Source organism: Blattabacterium cuenoti, assembly GCF_014252335.1.
Classification (GTDB): domain Bacteria; phylum Bacteroidota; class Bacteroidia; order Flavobacteriales; family Blattabacteriaceae; genus Blattabacterium; species Blattabacterium cuenoti_AL.
The window spans coordinates 150150-172940 of the sequence record NZ_CP059218.1; the positions used below are offsets into that span (position 1 = coordinate 150150).

Sequence of the window (22791 nt, forward strand, 5' to 3'; positions counted from 1 at the left end):
AAAGATTTATAAATTGTTTATCAATAATCAAAAAGAATATTTCGATAGATTTCATGAAGAATGTGGAATTTTTGGAATTTATTCTCCTAATAAAATTGATACATTTTCTTTAATTCAATTTGGATTATTTGCCTTGCAACATAGAGGACAAGAAGCCTGTGGATTTTCAGTATTGAAAGATGGGTTTATTTTATCTCATAAAAGCGAAGGATTAGTTTTAGATTGTTTTAGACAAATTTCTAATATTGAATGTTATCATGGAAATGCTGCAATTGGACACACACGATATTCTACAGAAGGTGGCCAAAGCAAAAAAAATATTCAACCATTTTTTGGTGGTGAAGATGCTTACGGACGAAGTATTATATCTATAGTGCACAATGGAAATTTAACTAATGCTAAAAACATTAGAATACAATTAGAGTCAGAAGGATTTAAATTTATATCTGAATATTCTGATTCAGAAGTGATTTTACGTTTAATTCAAAAATATTTGTTATCCAATCATAATAATTTAGAAAAAGCAATTAGAAAAACTATTTTAAATATAAAAGGAGCATATTCTGTTATAGTTCTCATGAATAATAAAATCGCTGCTTTCAGAGATCCAAATGGAATAAGACCTTTATGTTATGGAATATTAGATGAAAATACTTATATTTTTAGCTCTGAAACTTGTGGTATAGATTCTATAGGAGGAGTTTATATAAGAGATATTTTTCCTGGAGAAATGATCATAATAGATACCAAGTCTATACGCTTTTCTTTTTTGAAAGAAAAAAGATTAACTAAGTGCAAAATTTGTTCTTTTGAGTATATTTATTTTTCTCGTCCAGATTCTTTTATAGAAAATATAAGTGTTTATAAAATACGTGAACAAAGTGGAATAAAACTTTATAAACAGAATCCAATTAGTGCAGATGTCGTGATAGGAGTTCCAGATTCAGGAGTCCCTTCAGCTATTGGTTATTCCAAAGCATCTGGAATACCATTTAAGCCAATTTTAGTAAAAAATAAATATATAGGAAGATCTTTTATTTTACCTAAACAAGAAATTCGTGAAAAAATGGTTAATTTAAAATTAAATTCTATTTTAAATGAAATTATAGGTAAAAAAATTGTGATTATTGATGATTCAATTGTTCGTGGCACAACCAGTCGTAGACTAGTTCATGTATTAAGAAAAGCAGGTGCGAAAGAAATACATTTTCGAAGTGCATCACCACCTATTATTGCACCATGTTATTTGGGAGTTGATACACCAAGTAAAGAAGATCTTATTTCCTATAATATGAATCAAAGTGAAATTGCAAAAATTTTAGATGTAGATACTTTAGAATTTTTAAGTATGAAAAATTTAATAGAAATTTTAGGTGGAACTAATTATTGTTTTGGTTGTTTTACTGAAACTTATCCTATTGATAATAAATAAAATAAAATGATTGTATATTATGATATAATAAATTCAATATGAAAGACAGCCTTATATCTCAAATTACCCCTATTGTTAAACCAACATATAATCATAATGTAATTAGTGATTTAGATTTTTTTTCGGCACTGTATAGTATACCTATTAATAAATATAAAAATCCTGTTTTAGTTTCTAGCGTTGATGGAGTTGGAACTAAAATATGTATAGCTATAAATTATAAAAAATATGATATAATTGGCAAAGATTGTTTTGCTATGTGTATTAATGACGTTTTGTGTCACGGTGCCACTCCATTATTTTTTTTGGATTATTTAGCTTGTGGTAAATTAGATGATCAAATTTTCAATAAAATTATACAAGGAATGGCAATTGCTTGTAAAGAAACTGATACCTGTATGATTGGTGGTGAAACGGCAGAAATGAAAGGATTTTATAAAGAAAATAATTATGAAGTTGCTGGATTCTGTTTGGGAATTGTAGAACGACATAAAATTATAAATGGAAAAAAATTGATTCAAAATGGAGATATTATAATTGGGCTACCATCTTCAGGAGTTCATAGTAATGGCTTTTCCTTAATTAGAAGTATTTTTAATACAGAATATTTATTGAATAAAGAATTTAATCAACAACCATTTTATGAAACACTTTTAGTTCCAACTAAAATTTATTATTCATCCATTAAAAAATTGATAAAAAATGTTTATATACATGGATTAGTTCATATTACTGGTGGAGGTATCATTGATAATTTACTTCGTATTTTACCTGAAAATCTATTAGCTATAGTATATAAAAATAACATTCCTATTCAACCTGTTTTTAATTATATTAAAAATCAAGGAAAATTATCTGATCAAATAATGTGGAAAACATTTAATATGGGAGTAGGAATGATTATAATAGCATCTATACAAGATCAAGTTTATATATTAAATCATTTACGTTCTTCAGGTGATAATCCATTTATATTTGGTAATATATTTAAAGGAAATAAAAAAGTTGTAATAAAATAAAAAATATTTATGATTAAAAAAATACTAGCTATTTTAGTTTCAGGAAAAGGATCTAATATGTTACATATTTTAAAATCAATTGATATTGGAATACTGAAAAATTTTCAAGTCAATTTAGTTATTGCAGATAGAGTGTGTTTAGCAATTCAACGAAGTATCCAAAAAAATATTCCAACTTTTTTATTATATAAATTACATGATCAATCAAATAATATTTTTTATGAAAAAATGCATTTTCTTTTGAAAAAGTACTGTGTAGATATCATTGTTTTGTCTGGATTTCTTTCTATTCTTAATAAAGAATTTTGTGATAAATGGCATGATAAAATAATTAACATACATCCATCATTACTACCTAAGTATGGTGGAAAAGGTATGTATGGAATTAAAGTACATAAAGAAGTTTTAAAAAAAAAAGAAAAATTATCAGGTGCAACGATTCATTATGTAACAAAAGATATAGATTTAGGAGATATTATTTTAAATAGATCATGCAAAATATCCAATAACGATACATACATTTCACTAGATAAAAAAATTTCTATAATAGAAAAAGATATTATTATACAATCTCTCAAAATAATTTAAAGATTACACAACACTGTTGTAATGAATATTTATTTATTGTGTGTTTATGAAAATGAAAGGTGCTTTAATTAGTGTTTATAAAAAAAATGAACAAATATTGAACTTTGTTGAGTTTCTCAAGGATAATGGATATCAAATAATGGCTACTGAAGGAACTTATCATTATTTAAAAAAACATGGTATACATAAAGTACAGTCTGTATCACATTTATTTGACTCCAATGAAAAAATATTAGATGGAAGAATTAAAACTCTTCATCCAAACATTTATATAGGAATATTAGCAAATCGTTCTATTAATAAACATATGGATTTTATGAAAATGAAATCTATAACACCTATTGATATAGTTATAGTCAATTTTTATCCATTTTTTGAAAAACAAAAAACATATTCTCTTCAATCATTAATTGAATTTATTGACATAGGTGGCCCATCTTTATTAAGAGCTGCAGCAAAAAATTTTTTTTATGTAACTCCTATTGCAGATACTGATGATTATATATTAGTAAAACAAGAAATAGAAAAGCATGGTAATATATCTTTTAGTTTGAGAAAAACATTATCAGCAAAAGCATTTAATATTACTTCTTATTACGATTTATGTATTTCAAAATTTTTCATGGTAAATCAACAAGAAGATTTTCCTATGTATTTTAATAAAATTTATAAAAAAGAAATGGATCTCAGATATGGAGAAAATCCGCATCAAAAAGCTGCTTATTATATTAGGCCTACTCATATAGGTACAGGAAGTATGCAAAATTTTAATCAATTACATGGTAAATTATTGTCGTTAAATAACTTAAAAGATATGGATGTTGCATGGAAAATTGTATCAGAATTTAATCAACCTACCTGTTGTATAGTTAAACATTCTACTCCTTGTGGAGTAGCAATAGGACAAGATATTTTAGACGCTTTTCAAAAAACTTATGAATCGGATAAAATTTCTTCTTTTGGAGGCATTATGGCTTTCAACATGCCAATAATACATAAAGAATTAGCTATAAATATAAACAATATATTTTTAGAAATAATATTATCTACTGGTTATTCACAAGAAGCATTAGATATTTTAAAAACAAAAAAAAACATACGAATTATTCGTATAAATAATAAAATTACAGACACAAAAATAGAATTTTTTCAAATAGATGGAGGAATATTAGTTCAACAATATAATAATTGTGATAATAATACTTATAGAATTGTTACTAAAAAACAATTTTCTAATGAAGAAATTTCTTCTTTATTATTTGCAAACAAAATTGTAAAATTTGTGAAATCTAATGCAATTGTGTTATCTCAAGGAACTCAAACATTAGGTATTTCTGGTGGACAAACAAATCGTATTTGGGCGGCGCGTCAAGCCATTCAAAGAGCATTAGAAAAAAAAATAGAAAATATGGTACTTGTTTCTGATGCCTTTTTTCCATTTAGAGATATAGTAGATGAAATCGCTATGTCAGGAAAAATAAGTGCTATTCTTCAACCAGGAGGATCTATTAGAGATAATGAATCTATAATTGCCTGTGATACATATGGTATCGCAATGGGATTTACTGGAATTAGACATTTTAAACATTAACAAATAATTAATTTATGAAAATTTTAATTCTTGGTAGTGGTGGACGTGAACATGCTATGGGTAAAAAATTATTGCAAGATTCACCAGCCATAAAACTTTATTTTTATCCTGGCAATGGGGGGACAAATCATATAGGCATAAATATTAAATTTGATGATATTGATAACAATAATATAATAGACAATATTTGTTCATTTGTAAAAATTAATAATATAGATCTTACGGTAGTAGGCTCAGAAACATTTTTATTTTATGGAATAGTAAATCGCTTTAAACATTTTGGATTACCAATATTAGGCCCAAATTTGTATTCTTTTCAATTAGAAGGAGATAGATTATTTGCCAAATCATTTATGAACAAATATGGAATTAGAACTCCTAAATATCATAGTTTTTCTTCATATATAGATGCTTTCAATTTTATCAAAACTACCACATACCCATTAGTTATAAAAACTAATGGAATTGCTGAAGGAAAAGGAGTAATTATTATTAATAATAAAATAGAAGCTGAACAAGCATTACATTCTATAATGATAGATAAAAAATTTGGAAAATCAGGAGAAAAAATTATAATAGAAGAAAAATTAATAGGTAAGGAATCGTCAATTATTTCTATTTTGAACAGTAAACAAATAATTCCTTTTTTATCTGCTATGGATTATAAAAAAATAGGTGAAGCAGAAACAGGACATAATACTGGTGGAATGGGATCTATTTCACCTAATCCATATATGACAAAAGATATTTGGAGAGATTTTCAAAAACATATATTAGCACCAACTGTAGAAGGACTGTTTGCAGAAAATTTGATGTTTTCTGGGTTTATTTATTTTGGATTAATGATTACTCCATCGAATAAAATTTATTTATTGGAATATAACACTAGGATGGGAGATCCTGAAACTCAATCTTTATTACCAATTATGAATAGTAATTTTTTACAAATTTTACGAGATGCTATGTTAAAAACCAATATAAGAGTTTTTTGGAAAAACTTATGTTCTTGTTGTGTTGTTTTATCTTCAAAAGGATATCCAAATGAATATAAAACTGGACACATTATACAGGGAATTAATTTATTAAAAGAACCATTTTTTATTGCTGGTGCTAAACAAGAATATAATAAATGGATAACAGTTGGTGGAAGAGTTTTAAATTTAGTCGGATTAGGAAAATCAATATATGAAGCTAGAATAAATACCTATAATAAAGTAAAACAAATTGTTTTTAAAAATTGTTATTTTAGAAAAGACATTGGATTATTATAATTAATAAATCATAAAATGAAAAAAGATTTTATATTAATACTAGATTTTGGCTCTCAATATACTCATCTCATAGCGAGAAAAATAAGAGAAATTGGAGTTAATGCAACAATATATCCATATCATACTTCTATATTATATATTCAATCCATAATGCCAAATGGTATAATTTTATCAGGAGGACCATTTTCTGTTTATGAAAAGAATCCACCATTAATATCACGATCAATTTTTCAATTAAATATTCCTATACTTGGAATTTGTTATGGAATGCAATTGCTTGTATTTCTGTTTGGAGGAAAAATTCTTCCATCCAAACATAAAGAATATGGAAAAACCAAGTTTTTCATAAATAATGAAGTAAATAATAATTTATTATTTCATGAAATTCCAAAACAATCTATTGTTTGGATGAGCCATTATGATGAAATTAAACAAATTACAAACAACTTGAAAATCATTGGATACACCACTTCTTCTTCTATTTCAGCATGTTGTAATTTAGACCAACATATTTATGCATTACAATTTCATCCAGAAGTAACTCACACTGAGTTCGGACAAGTAATGATTAAAAATTTTGTTTTCAAAATATGTAAATGTATACCACAATTAAAATATAATAATTTTTTTAAACAGTTTATACAAAAAACTATAAACCAAATAAAAACAACAACAAAAAAGAAAAATGTATTATTAGGATTATCAGGTGGTATAGATTCATATGTTACTGCATATTTACTACATAAATCGATTGGTTCTCATTTATACTGTATTTTTGTAGATACTGGATTATTGATAGAATCTGAAACAAAACAAATAATTTTATCATGCAAAAAAATAAATCTTTATATAAAAATTATAGATGCAAAACAACGTTTTGTATCTATTTTAAATGGAGTAATTGATCCAGAAGAAAAAAGAAAATTAATAGGACAAGAATTTATTAATATTTTTCAGGCAGAAGCAAAAAAAATTAAAAATATAGGATTTATAGCACAAGGAACTATTTATTCAGATATGATTGAATCATCTATAGATCCCCAATTAACAAAAAATATGAATCATGTAATGATAAAATCTCATCATAATGTTGGTGGAATTCCAAAGGATGTCAATATTAAACTTCTTGAACCATTAAAAATGTTATTTAAAGATGAAGTAAAACAAATAGGTGAAGAACTAGGAATTTCGAAAGAAATTTTATATAAACATCCATTTCCTGGCCCTGGATTCAGCATTCGGATTATTGGAAAAGTAAATAAAAAAAAAATTGATATTCTTAAAAAGGCAGAAACGATTCTTATACATGAATTAAAAAAAGCTAATCTTTATCAACATGTAGATCAAGCATTTATAATTTTATTACCAATCAAATCTGTAGGAGTTATGGGAGACAAAAGAACATATGAATATACTGCAGTATTACGTGCAATTAATACAAAAGATTTTATGACATCAACTTTTGCTTATCTGCCTTATGAATTTTTAGAAAATATATCAAATAGAATTGTTAATGAAGTAGAAGGAATTAATCGTATAGTATATGATATTACTTCCAAACCTCCATCTACTATTGAATGGGAATAGATTATATCATCATAGAAATTAATTTATACAGATTATTTTTCAATTCAGTTCTAGAAGAAATTAAATCTATAAATCCATGTTCTAATAAAAATTCAGCAGTTTGAAACCCTTTAGGTAGATCATGCCCAATAGTTTCTCTAATAACTCGTGGTCCTGCAAAACCAATTAATGCACCAGGTTCTGCAATATTTATATCTCCAAGTAATGCATATGATGCAGTCACCCCACCCGTAGTCGGATCAGTCAGAACAGAAATATAAGGTATTCGTGAATCTCTTAATTGAGTTAATCTAGCAATTGTTTTCGCCATCTGCATCAAAGAAAAAGATGATTCCATAATTCTAGCACCTCCAGATTTAGAAATCAATACATATGGATATTTATTTTCAATACAATATTTAATTGCTCTAGATATTTTTTCTCCTACTACAGAACCCATTGATCCTCCTATAAAAGAAAAATCCATACAAGAAATTACCAAATCTAATCCTTTTATTTTTCCAATTCCTGTTCTAATAGCATCATATAATTTGGTTTTTTTTCTAGCATCTATTATCCTCTCTTCATATGTTTTTCTATCTATCCATTTCATAGGATCTTTACTAATTATATTAACATTTATTTCTAAAAATTTTCCATTTTCAAAAAGAATTTCAAAATATTCTTGACTACGAATTCTTACATGATATCCATCTTCTGGACTAACATAAGCATTCTTTTTAAGTTCTTCTGTATCTATAATTTTTCCACTTGGTGTCCTGTACCAAAGACCTTTTGGTAATTCTTTTCTATTTTTTGTGGGTGTAATAATATTTCTTTTTTTTCTTAGAAACCATGCCATGATTTTATGATAAAGTGTTAATATTATTCAATAATTTGAAATATTTTTTTAAAAACATGCTAAAATACAGTTCTCCTTCTCTAAGCCAAACTCTTGGATCATAATATTTTTTATTTGGAATATTATCTCCTTTTGGATTACCTATTTGTTTTTGAATATATTTATTATTTTTATTTATATAATCACGTACTCCACAAGTAAAAGCATATTGTAAATCTGTATCTATATTCATTTTAATGACTCCATAATTAATAGCATTTTTAATATCTTGTTTAGAAGATCCTGAACCTCCATGAAATACAAACAAAACAGGATTTTTTTTTGTATGAAATTTTTTTTGTATATATTCCTGTGAATTTTTCAATAATATTGGACGTAATATCACATTTCCAGGTTTATATACACCATGAACATTTCCAAAAGAAGCAGCTACAATAAAGTTATGACTAATTTTTGTCATTTGTTCATATGCAAATGAAACATCTTTTGGATGAGTATATAATTTTTCATTTTCTATATTTGAATTGTCAACACCATCTTCTTCTCCACCTGTAATACCCAGTTCTATTTCAATAGTCATTTTCATTTTATTCATTATTTCAAAATATTTTTCACACAATTTAATGTTATTTTCTAGAGATTCTTGAGAAAGATCTAACATATGTGAACTAAATAATGTTTTTCCAAAACGTTTATAATATTTTTTATTTTCATTTAGTAATCCTTCTATCCATGGAAGATCATTTTTTGAACAATGATCAGTATGAAGAATAACTATAGATTTATAATGCTGAGATAATTCATGAATATGAAGCGCGCTGGTTACTGATCCTCTAATAGCTGCTAATTGATTATGATTATTCAGTCCTTGTCCAGCATTAAAACGTGCTCCGCCATTAGATAATTGAATAATTACTGGCGCATGCAAGTTTGATGCTGTTTCCATCACAGCATTCATTGTATTAGTACCAATAACATTAACTGCAGGTATAGCAAAATTATTTTCTCTAGCGTAATCAAATAGTTCTTTAACTAAATTGCCGGTAGCTACTCCATAAGGAAATTTTTCAGACATTTGTATATATATTTAATAATGGATCAACAAATGTAAAAAAGATTTTTTTCTTGAAATTCGTAAAAAACATTTTTATTCATTACCATTTATTTTATTTTGACTACATCTATATTAAAAATATATAATGCCTCTGCAGGTTCTGGAAAAACAAATTGTTTAGCACAAAATTATTTATACATATTATTACAAAGTGATAATAAAAACGAATTTACAAGAATATTATGTTTAACGTTTACTAATAAATCTTCTGAAGAATTAAAAGACAGAATATTACAATGTATTAAATATTTTGCTAAAAACACAGAATATACAACTAATAAAGAATACGATTCTTGGAAAAAAAATTTAAAAAACAAATTAAATCTTACTGATCAAGAACTTGAAAAACGTTCTAAAAAAATATTGTTATCTATTTTGAATGATTTTTCATCATTTTCTGTACAAACAATAGATAAATTTACTTATCATATTATTCAATCTTTTTTTGTAAATAAAAAATTCAATTTAGAAATTAATACCAATGAATTTTTATTAGAAGTATCAGAACAAATATTATATAAACTTAATTATTATAATACAACAAAACAAGTTAATAATTTTTTTTTAAAAAAATATTCATTAGAAAAACTACAGTCAGGAAAAAATTGGGATATCAAGTTAGAATTGATGAAAATTTTAAAATTAATAGTGAAAGAAATTCACTATTTACCAATGATTGGAATAAAAAAACAATCTACAAAAGATTGGATAAATTTAAAAAATACCTTATTATATAGAACAACTGTTTTTGAAAATGAATGTAAAAAACAAGGAAATAAATTTATTAATTTTTTAACAAGTACTTCTATTATAAATTCTTCTTTGTATTATAAACTAATTCCAAAATTTTTAAAAAATATTTGCAACATAAAAAAATCTCCAATTATTGTTTTTGAAAAAATAGAAAATCATACATTATACAATAAGAATGCTAATGTATATCAAAAACAATTAATTAATAAATACCAATCACATATTATTGATTTATATAAAAAAGCTGTTTTAATTTATAAATTAGGTATCTCATCATATATTATAGACAAACTAATTTTAAAAAATTTGAATTTATTTATTCTAATAGATGAAATAGAGAAAGAATTAGTTTTATTAAAAGAAGATAAAAAAATTTTACTTAATGAAGAATTAAATCAAATACTTTATAATCATATAATAAAAAATATTGTTCCACCAATAATTTATGAAAAAATAGGAACACAATACAAACATTATCTGATTGATGAATTTCAAGATATTTCATATTTACAATGGCAAAATATAAAAATATTAATAGAAAATACATTATCAGAAAACGGAACTGTTATAATTGTAGGAGATCCAAAACAATCAATTTATCGATTTAGAGGAGGAGATTCAAAATCATTTTTTAATCTTTTATATACTCCTTCTAAATATTATCATAAAAAAATTTTTTATATAAAAACTAATTTTCGTAGTTTTGAAGAAATAGTAAAATTTAATAATTTTCTATACTATTCTATATCAAACTTTTTTCAGTCTTCTATTTATAACAAAATATATAAAACATCTACACAAAAAATATTTAAAAAACCTGGAGGATATGTAAAATTATATTTTATTGGTAAAACACAAACAAATCATAAAAAATATGTTTATGAACATACAGAAAAAATTATTAATAATTTATTAAAAAACAAATATAACTTATCAGATATAGCAATTTTAGTAAGAAAAAACGAAGAAGGATATTTTTTGTATGAACAATTAATAAAAAATGGATTTTATGTCAATACAAATGTTTCTTTTCTTCTCAAGAATAGTATAGATATTAAAATTATTATACATATTTTTTATCTTTATATCAATCCCAACTGTATTAAACATAGAATTGCTATAATTTTATTATTACTGATGAAAAAACAATCAGTGTTATTGAACTATGATATACATGATTTTATTAAAAAAATATTGCATTTACCATTAAATTTATATTTAATCAATATTATTAATGTCATCATAAAAAGTAAAATAAATAAGATATTTTTCAATTTGGATACAATGTATAATAAATCTCTGTATTATATAGCAGAAAAAATTATTGATATGTTTGATTTGCTCAATTCAAATAATAAATCATTCATATATTCTTTTTTAAATTTTATTCATAAATCTAAAAAAATTATAGGTAATTCTATGATAGATTTTTTAGAATATTGGGAATATAAAAAATGTAAAATTAGTATTACATATACTGATAATATCAATGCCATTCGTGTCATGACTATACATAAATCAAAGGGATTACAATTTCCGATTGTTATATTACCTTTTGCTGATTGGAAGATAACATCCAAACTAAAAGAAGGAATATGGATCAACATTAATCCAAAATTATATCATGGATTAGATAAAGTGTATTTAGAAATCAATTCTAATTTAGAAACATATATAAAAACACATTATGATTCACATTTATGTAATCTTTATGAAGATAGTCTTTATCAATCACAATTTGAAAATACGAACTTATTATATGTAGCTACTACTCGTGCTATAGAGAAATTATTTATTTTTTCTAAACAAGATGATAAATCAGTTTATTTTTATCTTAAAACATTATTAAAAGAACAAAAAATGTGGAATAAAAATAAATTTCATTATTCATTTGGAAATATCAAATAATTATTTAATTATTTATAATACGTGTTTTTCCGCGTGATAAGATGAACGAACTAATGGGCCACTTTCTACATATTTGAATCCCATTTTTAATCCAATTTTTTCATATTCTAAAAATTCTCCTGGAGATACAAAAAAACGTACTGGAAAATGTTTGATAGAAGGTTGCAAATATTGTCCAATTGTTAAAATGTCTACTTTAGAATGTTTTATATCTTTCATTGTTGCTAATACTTCTTCTTTTGTTTCACCCAATCCTAACATAATACCGGTTTTTGTCCTAATTTTAGTATTTTTTTCTTTAATATATTTCAATACAAAAAGACTCCTATCATATTTTGCTTGAATTCTGACTTCTTTTGTTAGTCTATAAACAGTTTCTAAGTTATGAGAAATGATTTCTGGATTTAATTTTATGATTCTATCTATTATTTTGTGGTTCCCTTGGAAATCTGGAATTAATGTTTCTATTGTAATTTTAGGATTGAATTGTCTGATTTTTTTTATAGTATTTTCCCAAATATATGTACCCATATCCTTTAAATCATCTCTATTAACAGAAGTAATAACGACATGATTGAGGTTTAATATTTGAATTGATTTAGCTATTTTTTCTGGTTCTTTCCAATCAATATTATCAGGTTTTCCAGTTTTTACTCCACAAAATCTACATGATCTAGTACAAATAGATCCTAAAATCATAAAAGTTGCTACCCCTTTACCCCAACATTCTCCTATATTTGGACAATTTGCACTTTGACAAATGGTATTTAAATTATGTAAAACAATTAATTTTTTAATTTTTTTATAATTTGTGCCAATTGAAAATTTAACTTTTATCCAATCCGGTTTTTTTTTCATAATATTCATAAAACTAGTTTTAGTTCCAAAAATATAATTTTATGTTTTTATGAAAATAATTTTTTTTTTAAATTTGCTAAACCTTTATGGATATAACAGTAAAAAATATTACAGATCAATTAGAAAATTTTGCTCCAATAGAATATTCTGAACCGTATGATAATGTTGGATTAATTATAGGATCGTATGAACAAATAGTTAGAAAACTATTGATAACTTTAGATATTACAGAGGAAATAATAGAAGAAGCTATAAAGAAGACATGTAATTTAATCATTTCTTTTCATCCTATACTTTTTAAACCAATAAACAAATTAACTGGATTAATTAGTCAAGAAAGAATTATTATTTTATCATTAAAAAATAATATATCTATTTACGTTATTCACACCAATTTAGATGTTATATGGAATGGAATTAATTCTTACATATCTAACATATTAGATTTATATAATACTAAAGTATTATTTCCTAAAAAAGGCATCATAAAAAAATTAACAACTTATGTTCCTATATCTTATGCAGAAAGAGTTAGAAACTCTTTATTTTCTGCTGGAGCTGGTGAATTTAACAATTATAGTTGTTGTAGTTATAATTTTGATGGTATTGGAACTTTTCTAGGAAATGAAGATGCTAACCCTACTATTGGTAAAAAACAACATTTTAATATTGAAAAAGAAACTTGTATAAATGTTATTTTTCCATATCATAAAATTCACTCTATTAAAAACGCTCTTTTTACAAGTCATCCTTATGAAGAAGTAGCTTATGAAATTTATAATTTAGAAAATTATAATTCACGTTTAGGAATAGGCATATCCGGTTTTTTAAAGAAAGAAATGAATGAATATGATTTTTTACGTTTTTTAAAAACCAAAATGTCATTGTCTTATATAAGACATTCTTTCTTTACTGGTAAAGAATTAAAGAAAATAGCTATAATATCAGGATCAGGTAGTTTTGGAATTGAACATGCTATAAAAGGAAAATATCAAGTTTTTGTTTCATCTGATTTAAAATATCATGATTTTTTGAAATCAACAAATAAAATTTTTCTTATTGATATTAATCATTATGAATCTGAAAAATTTAATAAAATAATAATAAAATCTTTTTTACAACAAAGATTTTCCTCAATTGATATTGCAGAATCCTCAATTTGTACAAATCCAATTCAATATTTTTATTAAAAATGAAAAACAAAGAAAAAAGTATTCAAGTACAAGTAGTAGATAAATTGAGAAAATTATACAAACTTCAATTAATAGATACTCGTATAGATGAAATTAAAGAATTTCGTATCAATATACCTATAGAAATTAAGATTATACAAGATGAACTTGAAAAAACAAAAAAATTATTAGAAAATACTAAAAATCATCTTCATGCTTTGAATGAAGAAATTTTACAAAAACAAAAAGAGATTAAACAATCGGATTTATTAATTATAAAATATAAAAAACAAAAAAATAATATAAGAAATGATAAGGAATTATATTCTTTGAATAAAGAAATTGATTATCAAAAATTAGAAATCCAATTATATCACAAAAAAATCAAAGAAATTACCCAACAAATTAATAATTATAAAATACTTTTGGAACAACAAGAAATAACATTTAAAAATGAAAAAGAACATATCATTCATAAAAAAATAGAATTAGATCAAATTTATTTAGAAAATGAAAAAGAAGAAGAATTATTAAGAAAACAAGCCAACATACTTTCAAAGGAATTAGATAAAGAATTATTACAAACTTATATACGAATAAGACATGGAGTCAAAAATGGAATTGCAGTATCTCCAGTTCAAAGAGGTGCTCCATTAGGATCTTATTTACTTATTACACCACAAAAATATTCTGAACTTATGCAAAGAAATAAATTATTAATAGATGAACATAGTGGCAGAATACTAATAGATGAAGAACTAGCTATAGAAGAAAGAAAAAAATATTCTCTTTTGAATAAAAAAAAATAATAATATTATGGTCATTACTTATTCTGCTTACGATATTAAACATAAACAACTAAAAAATTTTTACTTATTAGAAACTAAATCTGGTAAACAACAAGATTTAAAAGAGTTTTTTTCTGATATAGGAACTGTAATTATGTTTATTTGCAATCATTGTCCATTTGTTCAACATATTAATAACCAACTAATTATATTATCTAATGAATATATTAATAAAAATATATCATTTATATCTATTAATTCTAATGATATTAAACAATATCCAGAAGATTCTCCTGAAAATATGCACAAAGTTGCACATAAATTAGGATATCCTTTCCCTTATTTTTTTGATAAAACACAAGAAGTTGCAAAATATTACGGAGCAACATGTACACCAGAATTTTTTATTTTTGATAAATATCAAAATTTATGTTATTATGGTCAATTTGACGATTCAAGACCAGGAAATAATATTCCAGTATCTGGAATATCTATACAAAAAATACTAGATAATATATTAACAAATAAAAAAATAAAATTTATAAAAAAACCAAGTCAAGGATGTAATATTAAATGGACAAAGTAAGATTTTCTTTATATTTTTTAATAATATTTAAAAAATAATCAATTGATTCAGAAAGACTGGTGTAAGATATTCCTCCTGCTGCGTTTTTATGTCCTCCACCTTGAAAATGGGTACGTGCAAATTTATTCACATCAAATGTACCTATTGAACGAAAAGAAATTTTAATTGTTGAAGTTTTATATTCCTCGAAAAAGAACACAGAAAAAACAATATTTTTTATTCCTAACCCGTAGGTAACAATCCCATCTGTATCACTTTTATTATATGAATTAATATATCTCATATCTGATTCATTAATACTAGTATAAGCTGTTCTATATTGATCTATTATCTGAATTTTGTTTAAAGCTTGTGATAATATCTTTAATTTTGATATATTATATGTTACTTTAAGATGGAAATAAATATTTTGAATATCAATTCCTTGATCTAGTAATTTAATAGCGATAAAATGAGTTTCGGATGTAACAGATGGAAATCTAAAAAATCCGGTATCAGTTATTATGCCAACATATAAACAAGTAGCTATATTTTTATCAATTTTATCTAAATTATTCATATTGTATATTAATCTATAAATTAATATACTAGTTGCTGAAACTGTATAATCAAACAACATAAAATCAAATTTAGATGGAAAAGGATGATGATCAATTAATATTGTTTTTCCTTTATAATTGGAAAACAAGTATTTCATATTTTTTATTCTATATAATCTAGATAAATTATTAAAATCAATAACAAATAAATAATCTGAATTAGATACCTTCTTTTTTATAAAACTTTCTGTTTTATCAGAAAAAATAATAATATTATCATTTCCTGGAAGCCATCTAAAAAATTCTGAATATTCTGTAGGTGAAATTAAGTAAACATCATGTTGTAATTTCTTTAAATAAAAATATAGTGCTAAAGAAGATCCTAATGCATCGCCATCTGGGTTAGGATGAATTAATAGTATTATTGTTTTTTTTTCTTTTCCGTCAATATTATATAACCACATTACTACTAATTTTTCTTTTTAATCCTAATTCATCACCTTTTTGTAACATCATTAAATATGCTGAATTATATTCATTATATATCCTTCCTTCTAAAATCGACTCTTTAATATAATTCTTAATAATTCCTATTTGTTTACATGGAGTAATATCAAAAGCGTTCATAATATCATTTCCTGATATAGGTGATTTCCAATTTTTTATTTTATCTTGTTTTTCTAATTGTTTTATTCTTCTAACTAAAAGAAAAAAATTTTTTTTATATGTTGTTTGTTTTTTTATATTTTTTGTCGTAATATCCGCTACACATAATCGTATTAAATCATCTATATCATCTCCCATATCAAATAATAATCTACGTATTGCAGAATCACTAGTATTATCAGATATTAATGCTATTGGTCTATAACTATTTCTAATAATTTTTGTGACATATTTCATAGGAGATCCTTGTGGTAACTTTAATCTTTTAAATATATTTGAAATCATTCTAGATCCTACTAATTCATGTGCATGAAAAGACCATCCTATTTTTGGAATAAATTTTTTTGTATTCGTTTTTCCAATATCATGAAGTAAAGCTGCCCACCTTAACCATATAGTATGATCTTTATTTTTACTAATATTATCTAATACTTTTAATGTATGAAAAAAATTATCTTTATGTTTATATCCATATTTTGTTTCTATACCTTGTAATACAGATAATTCCGGTAATATTTTTTGTAATAATCCAGACTGATATAATAATAATATGCCTACAGAAGGATTTTGAGTTAATATAATTTTATGTAATTCTTCTACAATTCTTTCTATAGAAATAATACTAATTCTATGTTTATTTTTTTTAATTGATTGAAAAGAAGATTTATCAATGATAAACTGTAATTGAGTTGCAAATCTGATAGCCCTTATCATTCTTAACGGATCATCAGAATAAGTAATATCAGAATTTAATGGGGTTCTTAATATTTTTTTTCTTAAATCTAATAATCCACCAAATGGATCAATCAATTGACCATAATTTGTTTTATTTAAACTAATTGCTAAAGCATTAATAGTAAAATCTCTTCTATTTTGATCATCTTGTAAAGAACCAGGTGTTATCATAGGATTTCTACTGAAAATATTATAGGATTCTTTTCTAGATCCTACAAATTCTATTTTTTTATTTTTATATTCTAACATAGCTGTCCCAAAACGTTTAAATATGTTGATTTTTGGAGATGGTGTAATATATTTAGAAACTTCTTTAGCTAATTTAATTCCTTCTCCTATAGTTAAAATATCTAAATCTGTTGCAGATGCATATTTGTTAACCCCCAGTAAAAAATCACGTACATATCCTCCTATTACATAAGAATCTTGTTCTATATTTATTGCGGCATGAGTAATTATTTTAAATATATTTTCGTTAATAGCTGAAATGAGATTCATGTTCGTTATACAATACAAGTTATTAACGTAATATTGTGATTTGATTAGAAACCAATTTTATAATAGAAGATTCATTATACATAGATTTTTCTTGTCTACGAAAATTAACAGCATAATCAATTTTATTCAATATAGATGGATGAATTTCAGAAAAAGATTTTGGAGTTGGATCCCCAGATAAATTTGCAGAAGTAGATATTAATGGTTTATCTAAATTTTTGATTAAGTTGTAACAAAATGTATCCATGGTTATACGTATTGCTAAAGTTTTATCATGTTTTATAAAAATACAGTTAGAAATTATTTTTCTAGGATTGTCATATATTATAGTCATGGGTTTATTTATATTTTGTTCTAGTAATTTCATTAATTTATTAGGAATAAATGTGATTAAATCATGTAAACGATTAATATTTTCTACTAAAATAATCATAGGTTTAAACAACTTTCTATTTTTTATTTTATATATTTTTTTTACTGCTTGTATATTAAATGGATCACAACCTAATCCCCATACTGTATCCGTAGGATAAAGCAAAGATTTTCCTTGATTTAATATTTTCACACTTTGTTCTATTTCATTTATAAATGACATGGACATATTGTAAAAAAATTAAAAAGATAAACGATGTTGTCTTAATACTTCATTTAAAGAAGTTTTTTTATTTGTGCTATCTTTTCTTTTGCCTATAATTAATGCACATGGAACATGATATATTCCAGAAGGAAATTTTTTTGGATATGTTCCAGGAATAACAACAGATGACTTAGGTATAAAACCTTTCATTTCAATTGCTCTATCTTCTCTAGTCACATCGAAAATTTTTGTAGATGAAGTTAATACTACATTGGCACCTAAAACCGCTTCTTTTTCAATAAGCACTCCTTCTACTAAAATACATCTAGAGCCAATAAATACATCATCTTCTATAATAACTGGATTGGATTGTATTGGTTCTAAAACTCCTCCAATACCAACACCACCACTAATATGTACACGATTGCCTACTTGTGCACAACTACCAACTGTGGCCCAAGTATCTATCATAGTATCTTTTCCTATATAAGCCCCTATATTAACATAAGAAGGCATTAAAGTGACTCCAGGAGAAATAAATGATCCATAACGAGCAACAGCTGGGGGAACAACTCGCACTCCTTTTTCTTTAAATTTATTTTTTATAGGTATTTTATCATAAAATTCTAATGGACCAACTTCTATAACATTGATTTCCCTCATTGAAAAAAACATCAGAATTGCTTTTTTGACCCATTCATTAACTTTCCATTTTCCCTCCGAAAAATATGAAACTCTAATACATCCTTCATCCATTTTTTTTATAACATACATAACAGTATCTTGAGTATTTTGTATATTATAACAACTATTCTTGTAATTTTCTTCATTAGCATTCCAAGCAGTTTCAATTTGAAATTTTATTTTCTCTACATTTATTTTCATAGTTAATATTAATGAAATGACAAACAAGATGAAATATAGCAAAAAAAAATAAATTTTTCATGATAATAAAAAAAATATTAGGAATAGATTATGGAAAAGTAATGACTGGAGTATCAATAACAGATTCTAAACAAATTTTTGCTTTTGGTATTGACTCTGTTTTGACAAAAGATTTAATGATATTCTTAGATACTTTAATGAAAACCAATCAAATAGAAATAATTGTGATAGGTTTACCGAAAACTTTAAATAATAAAATTTTTTCCATAGAAAAACTTATTCAAAAATTTATATTTAAATTTTTAAAAAAATATCCAAATATTATGATAGAAAGGCTAGATGAACGATTTACATCTAAAATTGCTTTTCAAGCTATGATAGATTTAGGATTAACAAAAAAACATAATAACAAAAAAACTATTTTACATAAAATTAGTGCTACTCTTATTTTACAGTCTTATCTTTCTAAGAAGAAAAAATAATTCAAATTATGATTTTACCTATTGTTTATTATGGAAATCCTATTTTAAGAAAAAAATGTATAGATATAGATATATCTTCTAGATTAGAAATTAATAAATTAATAAAAAATATGTTTGAAACAATAATAGAAGTAAAAGGTATAGGATTAGCTGCTCCTCAAATTGGTCAAAATATTCGTCTGTTTATAGTGAAAATTCCATTATTAAATAATAATATAATCAATCATTATAAAGAAGTTTTTATTAATGCAAAAATAATTAAATTACAAGGTAAAAAATATAATTTTCAAGAAGGATGTTTAAGTATTCCAGGAATTGTAGAATCCATTAAAAGAAAACCTGAAATTATAATAGAATATTATAATAAAAACTGGAAAAAAAAGAAAACAATTTTAAATGGAATATTGGCAAGAGTTATTCAACATGAATATGATCATATTGAGGGTAAACTTTTTATAGATTATTTATCTCTCAAAAAACAACAAATGATAGTACATAAATTATTGAAATAAATTTTTACAAAATTTGATCTACTATTTTTTTAAAAGAATTTTGATCATTCATAGCTAAATCTGATAAAAATTTTCTATTGATTTGTATATTTTTTTTATACAATTTTTGAATAAATTTTGAATATGATAACCCATATAAACGAATTCCAGCGTTAATTCGTTGAATCCAAATAGATCTAAAAAATCTTTTTTTTCTTTTTCTTCCATGAAAAGCATAAACTAAAGATTTTTCCACTGCATTTTTAGCAACTGTATAAACTCTATTTCTTGCTCCATAAAATCCTTTGGATAATTTTAATATTTTTTTTCTTCTTTTCTTAGAAGAAACAGCATTAGTAGATCTTGGCATAATAAATTAAAATTGTTTTTTTACCTTTTTATAATCAGAATGTTTTAATATAGAGAATTTTCTTAATTGTCTTTTTCTTTTTTTAGATTTTTTTGTCAGAAGATGATTTTTACAAGATTGTTTTTTTTTAATCAATCCATTAGATGTTCTTTTAAATCTTTTTTTAGAACCAGATTTAGTTTTTAATTTTGGCATAAAAATTACATTTTTTTTGGAGCTAATATCATATACATTCTTTTTCCTTCCATAACGGGCATTTGTTCAACTTTTCCATATTCTTCAATTTTTTCCGCAAATTTTAAAAGTTTTATTTTTCCTTGATTTTTATATACAATAGATCTTCCCTTGAAAAATACAAATACTTTTACTTTATCTCCACGCATTAAAAATTTTTCAGCACTTTTAATTTTAACTTTACCATCATGATCTCCAATTTGAGGACCAAATCTTATTTCTTTAGTGTTTACTTTAACTTGTTTTGACTTAAATCGTTTCTTTTTTTTCTTTTGTTCATAAAGAAATTTTTTATAATCCAGTATTTTACATACTGGAGGATCTGCTTTTGGATTAACTTCCACTAAATCTAAACCTTTATCAGTTGCTAATTGAATAGCTATTTCTTTGGAAATAATTCCATTCTGTTTAGAATATTCCCCTACTAAACGAATTATAACAGCAGTAATATTATCATTAATCTTATGAAATTCTTTTTTATGAGGTAAAAATCGGGATATTCTTTTTCTTTTATTTACTCTTGAAAATTTTTTTTTTATAATAGCTTTATAATTTTATCAGTTTCTTTAAAAATAAGATTTATTCCGTGATCTATAGAAAATACTCCTAAATGACCTATTCCATGACGACGTAAAGATAACATTTTATTTTTTTCTTCTTTATTTCCTAAAATAATCATATATGGTATTTTTTGGTCTTCTGAATCTCTAATTTTTTTGTCCATTTTTTCGTTTCTTCTGTCAATAAAAACACGAATTTTTAAATTTAACATTAAATTTAAAATTTTTTTGGCATACATAATATATTTATCACTTATAGGAATAATGACAACTTGATCTGGAGATAACCATAATGGAAAATTTCCTTGTGTATGTTCTATGATAATGGATAAAACACGTTCTATTGAACCAAATGGAGCACGATGAATCATAACTGGACGACATTTATCATTATTTTTGCCAATGTAACATAAATTAAATCTTTCTGGTAAATTATAATCTATTTGAATAGTTCCAAGTTGCCAATATCTATTTAAAGAATCCTGAACAAGAAAATCTAATTTTGGACCATAAAAAGCAGCTTCTCCATAATTAGTAATAACATGTATTTTTTTAGCTTTAACTATTTCTAAAATATATTTTTCTGCTTTATTCCAATTTTGTTCTGTTCCAAGATAATATTTTTTTTTATTAGGATCTCTGAGAGAAATTCTCACTGTATACTTATAAAATTCTAAATATTTAAAAATGTTTAAAATTAAATCAAGAACTTTTTGAAATTCTTCACATAATTGATTATCTGTACAAAATATATGTGCATCATCTTGCGTAAAACACCTTGTTCTTGTCAATCCTTGAAGTTCTCCACTTTGTTCATAACGATAAACTGTTCCAAATTCTGCAAAACGTTTAGGTAAATCTCTATAAGACCATTGTTGAGATTTATATACTTCGCAATGATGTGGACAATTCATGGGTTTAATAATAAATTCCTCATTTTGATCAGGTGTTTTAATAGGTTGAAAACTTTCTGGTCCATATTTACTCCAATGTCCACTTTGAATATATAATTTTTTACTTCCAATATGTGGAGTAATAATCATTTCATAACCAGATTTTTGTTGAATTTTTGTTAAAAAATTTTCTAGATTGTTTCTTAAAATAACTCCTTTAGGTAACCACATTGGTAACCCTTGTCCAACATTATTGGAAAATATAAAAAGTTTTAATTTTTGTCCTAGTTGTTTATGATCAATTAATGGATCGATTGCTGTATAATATTTTTTCATCAAAACATAGAAAAAGT

Annotated in this window: 23 protein-coding genes; 12 read left to right on the top strand and 11 right to left on the bottom strand. The window is 24.2% G+C overall.

All coding sequences use genetic code 11. The features are described from left to right. The first annotated feature begins 4 nt into the window (after positions 1 to 4). The 6 genes from purF to guaA are packed head-to-tail and all read left to right on the top strand — an operon-like array spanning position 5 to position 7488. Positions 5 to 1432: an amidophosphoribosyltransferase gene (purF, locus tag H0H37_RS00705; RefSeq protein WP_185882652.1), complete on the top strand. Its 1428-nt coding sequence runs from the start codon at positions 5 to 7 to the stop codon at positions 1430 to 1432. Between the two features lie 38 nt (positions 1433 to 1470). Beyond that, entirely contained in the window at positions 1471 to 2451 is a 981-nt protein-coding gene (gene purM, locus H0H37_RS00710; protein ID WP_185882529.1) for a phosphoribosylformylglycinamidine cyclo-ligase, read from the top strand. A gap of 9 nt (positions 2452 to 2460) precedes the next feature. Further along, on the top strand, positions 2461 to 3039 hold the full coding sequence (locus H0H37_RS00715; RefSeq protein ID WP_238785502.1) for a formyltransferase family protein: 579 nt from the start codon (positions 2461 to 2463) through the stop codon (positions 3037 to 3039). A 52-nt stretch (positions 3040 to 3091) separates the two neighbouring features. After that, positions 3092 to 4630 (top strand): bifunctional phosphoribosylaminoimidazolecarboxamide formyltransferase/IMP cyclohydrolase, encoded by a 1539-nt coding sequence (gene purH / locus H0H37_RS00720; RefSeq protein WP_185882654.1) that lies wholly within the window; start codon positions 3092 to 3094, stop codon positions 4628 to 4630. A 14-nt stretch (positions 4631 to 4644) separates the two neighbouring features. Next, positions 4645 to 5901 carry a phosphoribosylamine--glycine ligase gene (gene purD, locus H0H37_RS00725; RefSeq protein ID WP_185882530.1) on the top strand — a complete coding sequence of 419 codons (1257 nt, stop codon included), beginning with the start codon at positions 4645 to 4647 and terminating at the stop codon, positions 5899 to 5901. Between the two features lie 15 nt (positions 5902 to 5916). After that, positions 5917 to 7488 (top strand): glutamine-hydrolyzing GMP synthase, encoded by a 1572-nt coding sequence (gene guaA / locus H0H37_RS00730; protein WP_185882531.1) that lies wholly within the window; start codon positions 5917 to 5919, stop codon positions 7486 to 7488. A 1-nt stretch (position 7489) separates the two neighbouring features. Here guaA and accD read toward each other — a convergent pair whose 3' ends face one another. After that, the gene (accD, locus tag H0H37_RS00735; protein ID WP_185882532.1) at positions 7490 to 8329 is read right to left on the bottom strand and encodes an acetyl-CoA carboxylase, carboxyltransferase subunit beta; all 840 of its coding nucleotides are present in this window, start codon (positions 8327 to 8329) and stop codon (positions 7490 to 7492) included. Positions 8330 to 8333: 4 nt separating this feature from the next. Continuing rightward, complete coding sequence (gene fbaA, locus H0H37_RS00740) at positions 8334 to 9404, bottom strand: class II fructose-bisphosphate aldolase (protein WP_185882533.1); 1071 nt, start codon at positions 9402 to 9404, stop codon at positions 8334 to 8336. A gap of 96 nt (positions 9405 to 9500) precedes the next feature. Between fbaA and H0H37_RS00745 the strand changes: the two genes are divergently transcribed. Beyond that, positions 9501 to 12104, top strand: coding sequence for a UvrD-helicase domain-containing protein (locus H0H37_RS00745; protein WP_238785503.1), 2604 nt, complete (start codon positions 9501 to 9503; stop codon positions 12102 to 12104). A gap of 12 nt (positions 12105 to 12116) precedes the next feature. Here the strand turns inward: H0H37_RS00745 and lipA are convergent, their stop codons facing one another. Beyond that, positions 12117 to 12971 (bottom strand): lipoyl synthase, encoded by an 855-nt coding sequence (lipA, locus tag H0H37_RS00750; protein WP_185882534.1) that lies wholly within the window; start codon positions 12969 to 12971, stop codon positions 12117 to 12119. Positions 12972 to 13048: 77 nt separating this feature from the next. On the opposite strand from lipA, the gene H0H37_RS00755 reads away from it, so the two are divergent. The 3 genes from H0H37_RS00755 to H0H37_RS00765 are packed head-to-tail and all read left to right on the top strand — an operon-like array spanning position 13049 to position 15508. After that, on the top strand, positions 13049 to 14152 hold the full coding sequence (locus H0H37_RS00755; RefSeq protein WP_185882535.1) for a Nif3-like dinuclear metal center hexameric protein: 1104 nt from the start codon (positions 13049 to 13051) through the stop codon (positions 14150 to 14152). 2 nt (positions 14153 to 14154) lie between these two features. After that, positions 14155 to 14943 carry a zinc ribbon domain-containing protein gene (locus tag H0H37_RS00760; RefSeq protein WP_185882536.1) on the top strand — a complete coding sequence of 263 codons (789 nt, stop codon included), beginning with the start codon at positions 14155 to 14157 and terminating at the stop codon, positions 14941 to 14943. Positions 14944 to 14950: 7 nt separating this feature from the next. Next, positions 14951 to 15508, top strand: coding sequence for a thioredoxin family protein (locus H0H37_RS00765; protein WP_185882537.1), 558 nt, complete (start codon positions 14951 to 14953; stop codon positions 15506 to 15508). Here the strand turns inward: H0H37_RS00765 and H0H37_RS00770 are convergent. The 4 genes from H0H37_RS00770 to H0H37_RS00785 are packed head-to-tail and all read right to left on the bottom strand — an operon-like array spanning position 15492 to position 19408. Continuing rightward, a complete protein-coding gene (locus H0H37_RS00770) occupies positions 15492 to 16511 on the bottom strand; it encodes a DHH family phosphoesterase (protein WP_185882538.1) in 1020 nt (339 codons plus the stop codon). The genes H0H37_RS00765 and H0H37_RS00770 overlap by 17 nt on opposite strands. Beyond that, a complete protein-coding gene (locus H0H37_RS00775; protein ID WP_185882539.1) occupies positions 16498 to 17946 on the bottom strand; it encodes a CCA tRNA nucleotidyltransferase in 1449 nt (482 codons plus the stop codon). The genes H0H37_RS00770 and H0H37_RS00775 overlap by 14 nt, the downstream gene beginning before the upstream one ends. 22 nt (positions 17947 to 17968) lie before the next feature. Continuing rightward, positions 17969 to 18547 (bottom strand): L-threonylcarbamoyladenylate synthase, encoded by a 579-nt coding sequence (locus H0H37_RS00780; RefSeq protein WP_317168512.1) that lies wholly within the window; start codon positions 18545 to 18547, stop codon positions 17969 to 17971. Between the two features lie 12 nt (positions 18548 to 18559). After that, on the bottom strand, positions 18560 to 19408 hold the full coding sequence (locus H0H37_RS00785) for a 2,3,4,5-tetrahydropyridine-2,6-dicarboxylate N-succinyltransferase (RefSeq protein WP_185882540.1): 849 nt from the start codon (positions 19406 to 19408) through the stop codon (positions 18560 to 18562). A 59-nt stretch (positions 19409 to 19467) separates the two neighbouring features. Here H0H37_RS00785 and ruvX point away from each other — a divergent pair, with 59 nt between their 5' ends. Together ruvX and def are read left to right on the top strand one after the other, a co-directional pair. Then, the gene (ruvX, locus tag H0H37_RS00790; RefSeq protein ID WP_317168513.1) at positions 19468 to 19890 is read left to right on the top strand and encodes a Holliday junction resolvase RuvX; all 423 of its coding nucleotides are present in this window, start codon (positions 19468 to 19470) and stop codon (positions 19888 to 19890) included. A gap of 8 nt (positions 19891 to 19898) precedes the next feature. Further along, on the top strand, positions 19899 to 20402 hold the full coding sequence (gene def, locus H0H37_RS00795) for a peptide deformylase (RefSeq protein ID WP_185882541.1): 504 nt from the start codon (positions 19899 to 19901) through the stop codon (positions 20400 to 20402). A 4-nt stretch (positions 20403 to 20406) separates the two neighbouring features. Here def and rplT read toward each other — a convergent pair whose 3' ends face one another. Genes rplT through thrS form a run of 4 tightly spaced genes read right to left on the bottom strand, consistent with a single transcriptional unit; the run spans position 20407 to position 22774 of the window. Beyond that, positions 20407 to 20751: a 50S ribosomal protein L20 gene (gene rplT, locus H0H37_RS00800; RefSeq protein ID WP_185882542.1), complete on the bottom strand. Its 345-nt coding sequence runs from the start codon at positions 20749 to 20751 to the stop codon at positions 20407 to 20409. A gap of 6 nt (positions 20752 to 20757) precedes the next feature. Next, the gene (gene rpmI, locus H0H37_RS00805) at positions 20758 to 20946 is read right to left on the bottom strand and encodes a 50S ribosomal protein L35 (RefSeq protein ID WP_185882543.1); all 189 of its coding nucleotides are present in this window, start codon (positions 20944 to 20946) and stop codon (positions 20758 to 20760) included. 5 nt (positions 20947 to 20951) lie between these two features. After that, entirely contained in the window at positions 20952 to 21485 is a 534-nt protein-coding gene (infC, locus tag H0H37_RS00810) for a translation initiation factor IF-3 (RefSeq protein ID WP_238785511.1), read from the bottom strand. Positions 21486 to 21520: 35 nt separating this feature from the next. Continuing rightward, positions 21521 to 22774, bottom strand: a complete 1254-nt coding sequence (gene thrS / locus H0H37_RS00815) for a threonine--tRNA ligase (protein WP_185882659.1) — start codon at positions 22772 to 22774, stop codon at positions 21521 to 21523. Positions 22775 to 22791 lie beyond the last annotated feature (17 nt).

Excerpts from the sequence above, each read along its gene's own strand:
- H0H37_RS00775 (WP_185882539.1), bottom strand. The coding sequence starts at position 17,946 with ATGAATCTCATTTCAGCTATTAACGAAAATATATTTAAAATAATTACT.
- fbaA (WP_185882533.1), bottom strand. The coding sequence starts at position 9,404 with ATGTCTGAAAAATTTCCTTATGGAGTAGCTACCGGCAATTTAGTTAAA.
- H0H37_RS00760 (WP_185882536.1), top strand. The coding sequence starts at position 14,155 with ATGAAAAACAAAGAAAAAAGTATTCAAGTACAAGTAGTAGATAAATTG.
- def (WP_185882541.1), top strand. The coding sequence starts at position 19,899 with ATGATTTTACCTATTGTTTATTATGGAAATCCTATTTTAAGAAAAAAA.
- rplT (WP_185882542.1), bottom strand. The coding sequence starts at position 20,751 with ATGCCAAGATCTACTAATGCTGTTTCTTCTAAGAAAAGAAGAAAAAAA.
- ruvX (WP_317168513.1), top strand. The coding sequence starts at position 19,468 with ATGATAATAAAAAAAATATTAGGAATAGATTATGGAAAAGTAATGACT.
- purH (WP_185882654.1), top strand. The coding sequence starts at position 3,092 with ATGAAAGGTGCTTTAATTAGTGTTTATAAAAAAAATGAACAAATATTG.
- purD (WP_185882530.1), top strand. The coding sequence starts at position 4,645 with ATGAAAATTTTAATTCTTGGTAGTGGTGGACGTGAACATGCTATGGGT.
- accD (WP_185882532.1), bottom strand. The coding sequence starts at position 8,329 with ATGGCATGGTTTCTAAGAAAAAAAAGAAATATTATTACACCCACAAAA.
- H0H37_RS00715 (WP_238785502.1), top strand. The coding sequence starts at position 2,461 with ATGATTAAAAAAATACTAGCTATTTTAGTTTCAGGAAAAGGATCTAAT.
- H0H37_RS00765 (WP_185882537.1), top strand. The coding sequence starts at position 14,951 with ATGGTCATTACTTATTCTGCTTACGATATTAAACATAAACAACTAAAA.
- guaA (WP_185882531.1), top strand. The coding sequence starts at position 5,917 with ATGAAAAAAGATTTTATATTAATACTAGATTTTGGCTCTCAATATACT.
- purM (WP_185882529.1), top strand. The coding sequence starts at position 1,471 with ATGAAAGACAGCCTTATATCTCAAATTACCCCTATTGTTAAACCAACA.
- thrS (WP_185882659.1), bottom strand. The coding sequence starts at position 22,774 with ATGAAAAAATATTATACAGCAATCGATCCATTAATTGATCATAAACAA.
- H0H37_RS00755 (WP_185882535.1), top strand. The coding sequence starts at position 13,049 with ATGGATATAACAGTAAAAAATATTACAGATCAATTAGAAAATTTTGCT.
- rpmI (WP_185882543.1), bottom strand. The coding sequence starts at position 20,946 with ATGCCAAAATTAAAAACTAAATCTGGTTCTAAAAAAAGATTTAAAAGA.
- H0H37_RS00785 (WP_185882540.1), bottom strand. The coding sequence starts at position 19,408 with ATGAAAATAAATGTAGAGAAAATAAAATTTCAAATTGAAACTGCTTGG.
- H0H37_RS00780 (WP_317168512.1), bottom strand. The coding sequence starts at position 18,547 with ATGTCCATGTCATTTATAAATGAAATAGAACAAAGTGTGAAAATATTA.
- lipA (WP_185882534.1), bottom strand. The coding sequence starts at position 12,971 with ATGAATATTATGAAAAAAAAACCGGATTGGATAAAAGTTAAATTTTCA.
- H0H37_RS00770 (WP_185882538.1), bottom strand. The coding sequence starts at position 16,511 with ATGTGGTTATATAATATTGACGGAAAAGAAAAAAAAACAATAATACTA.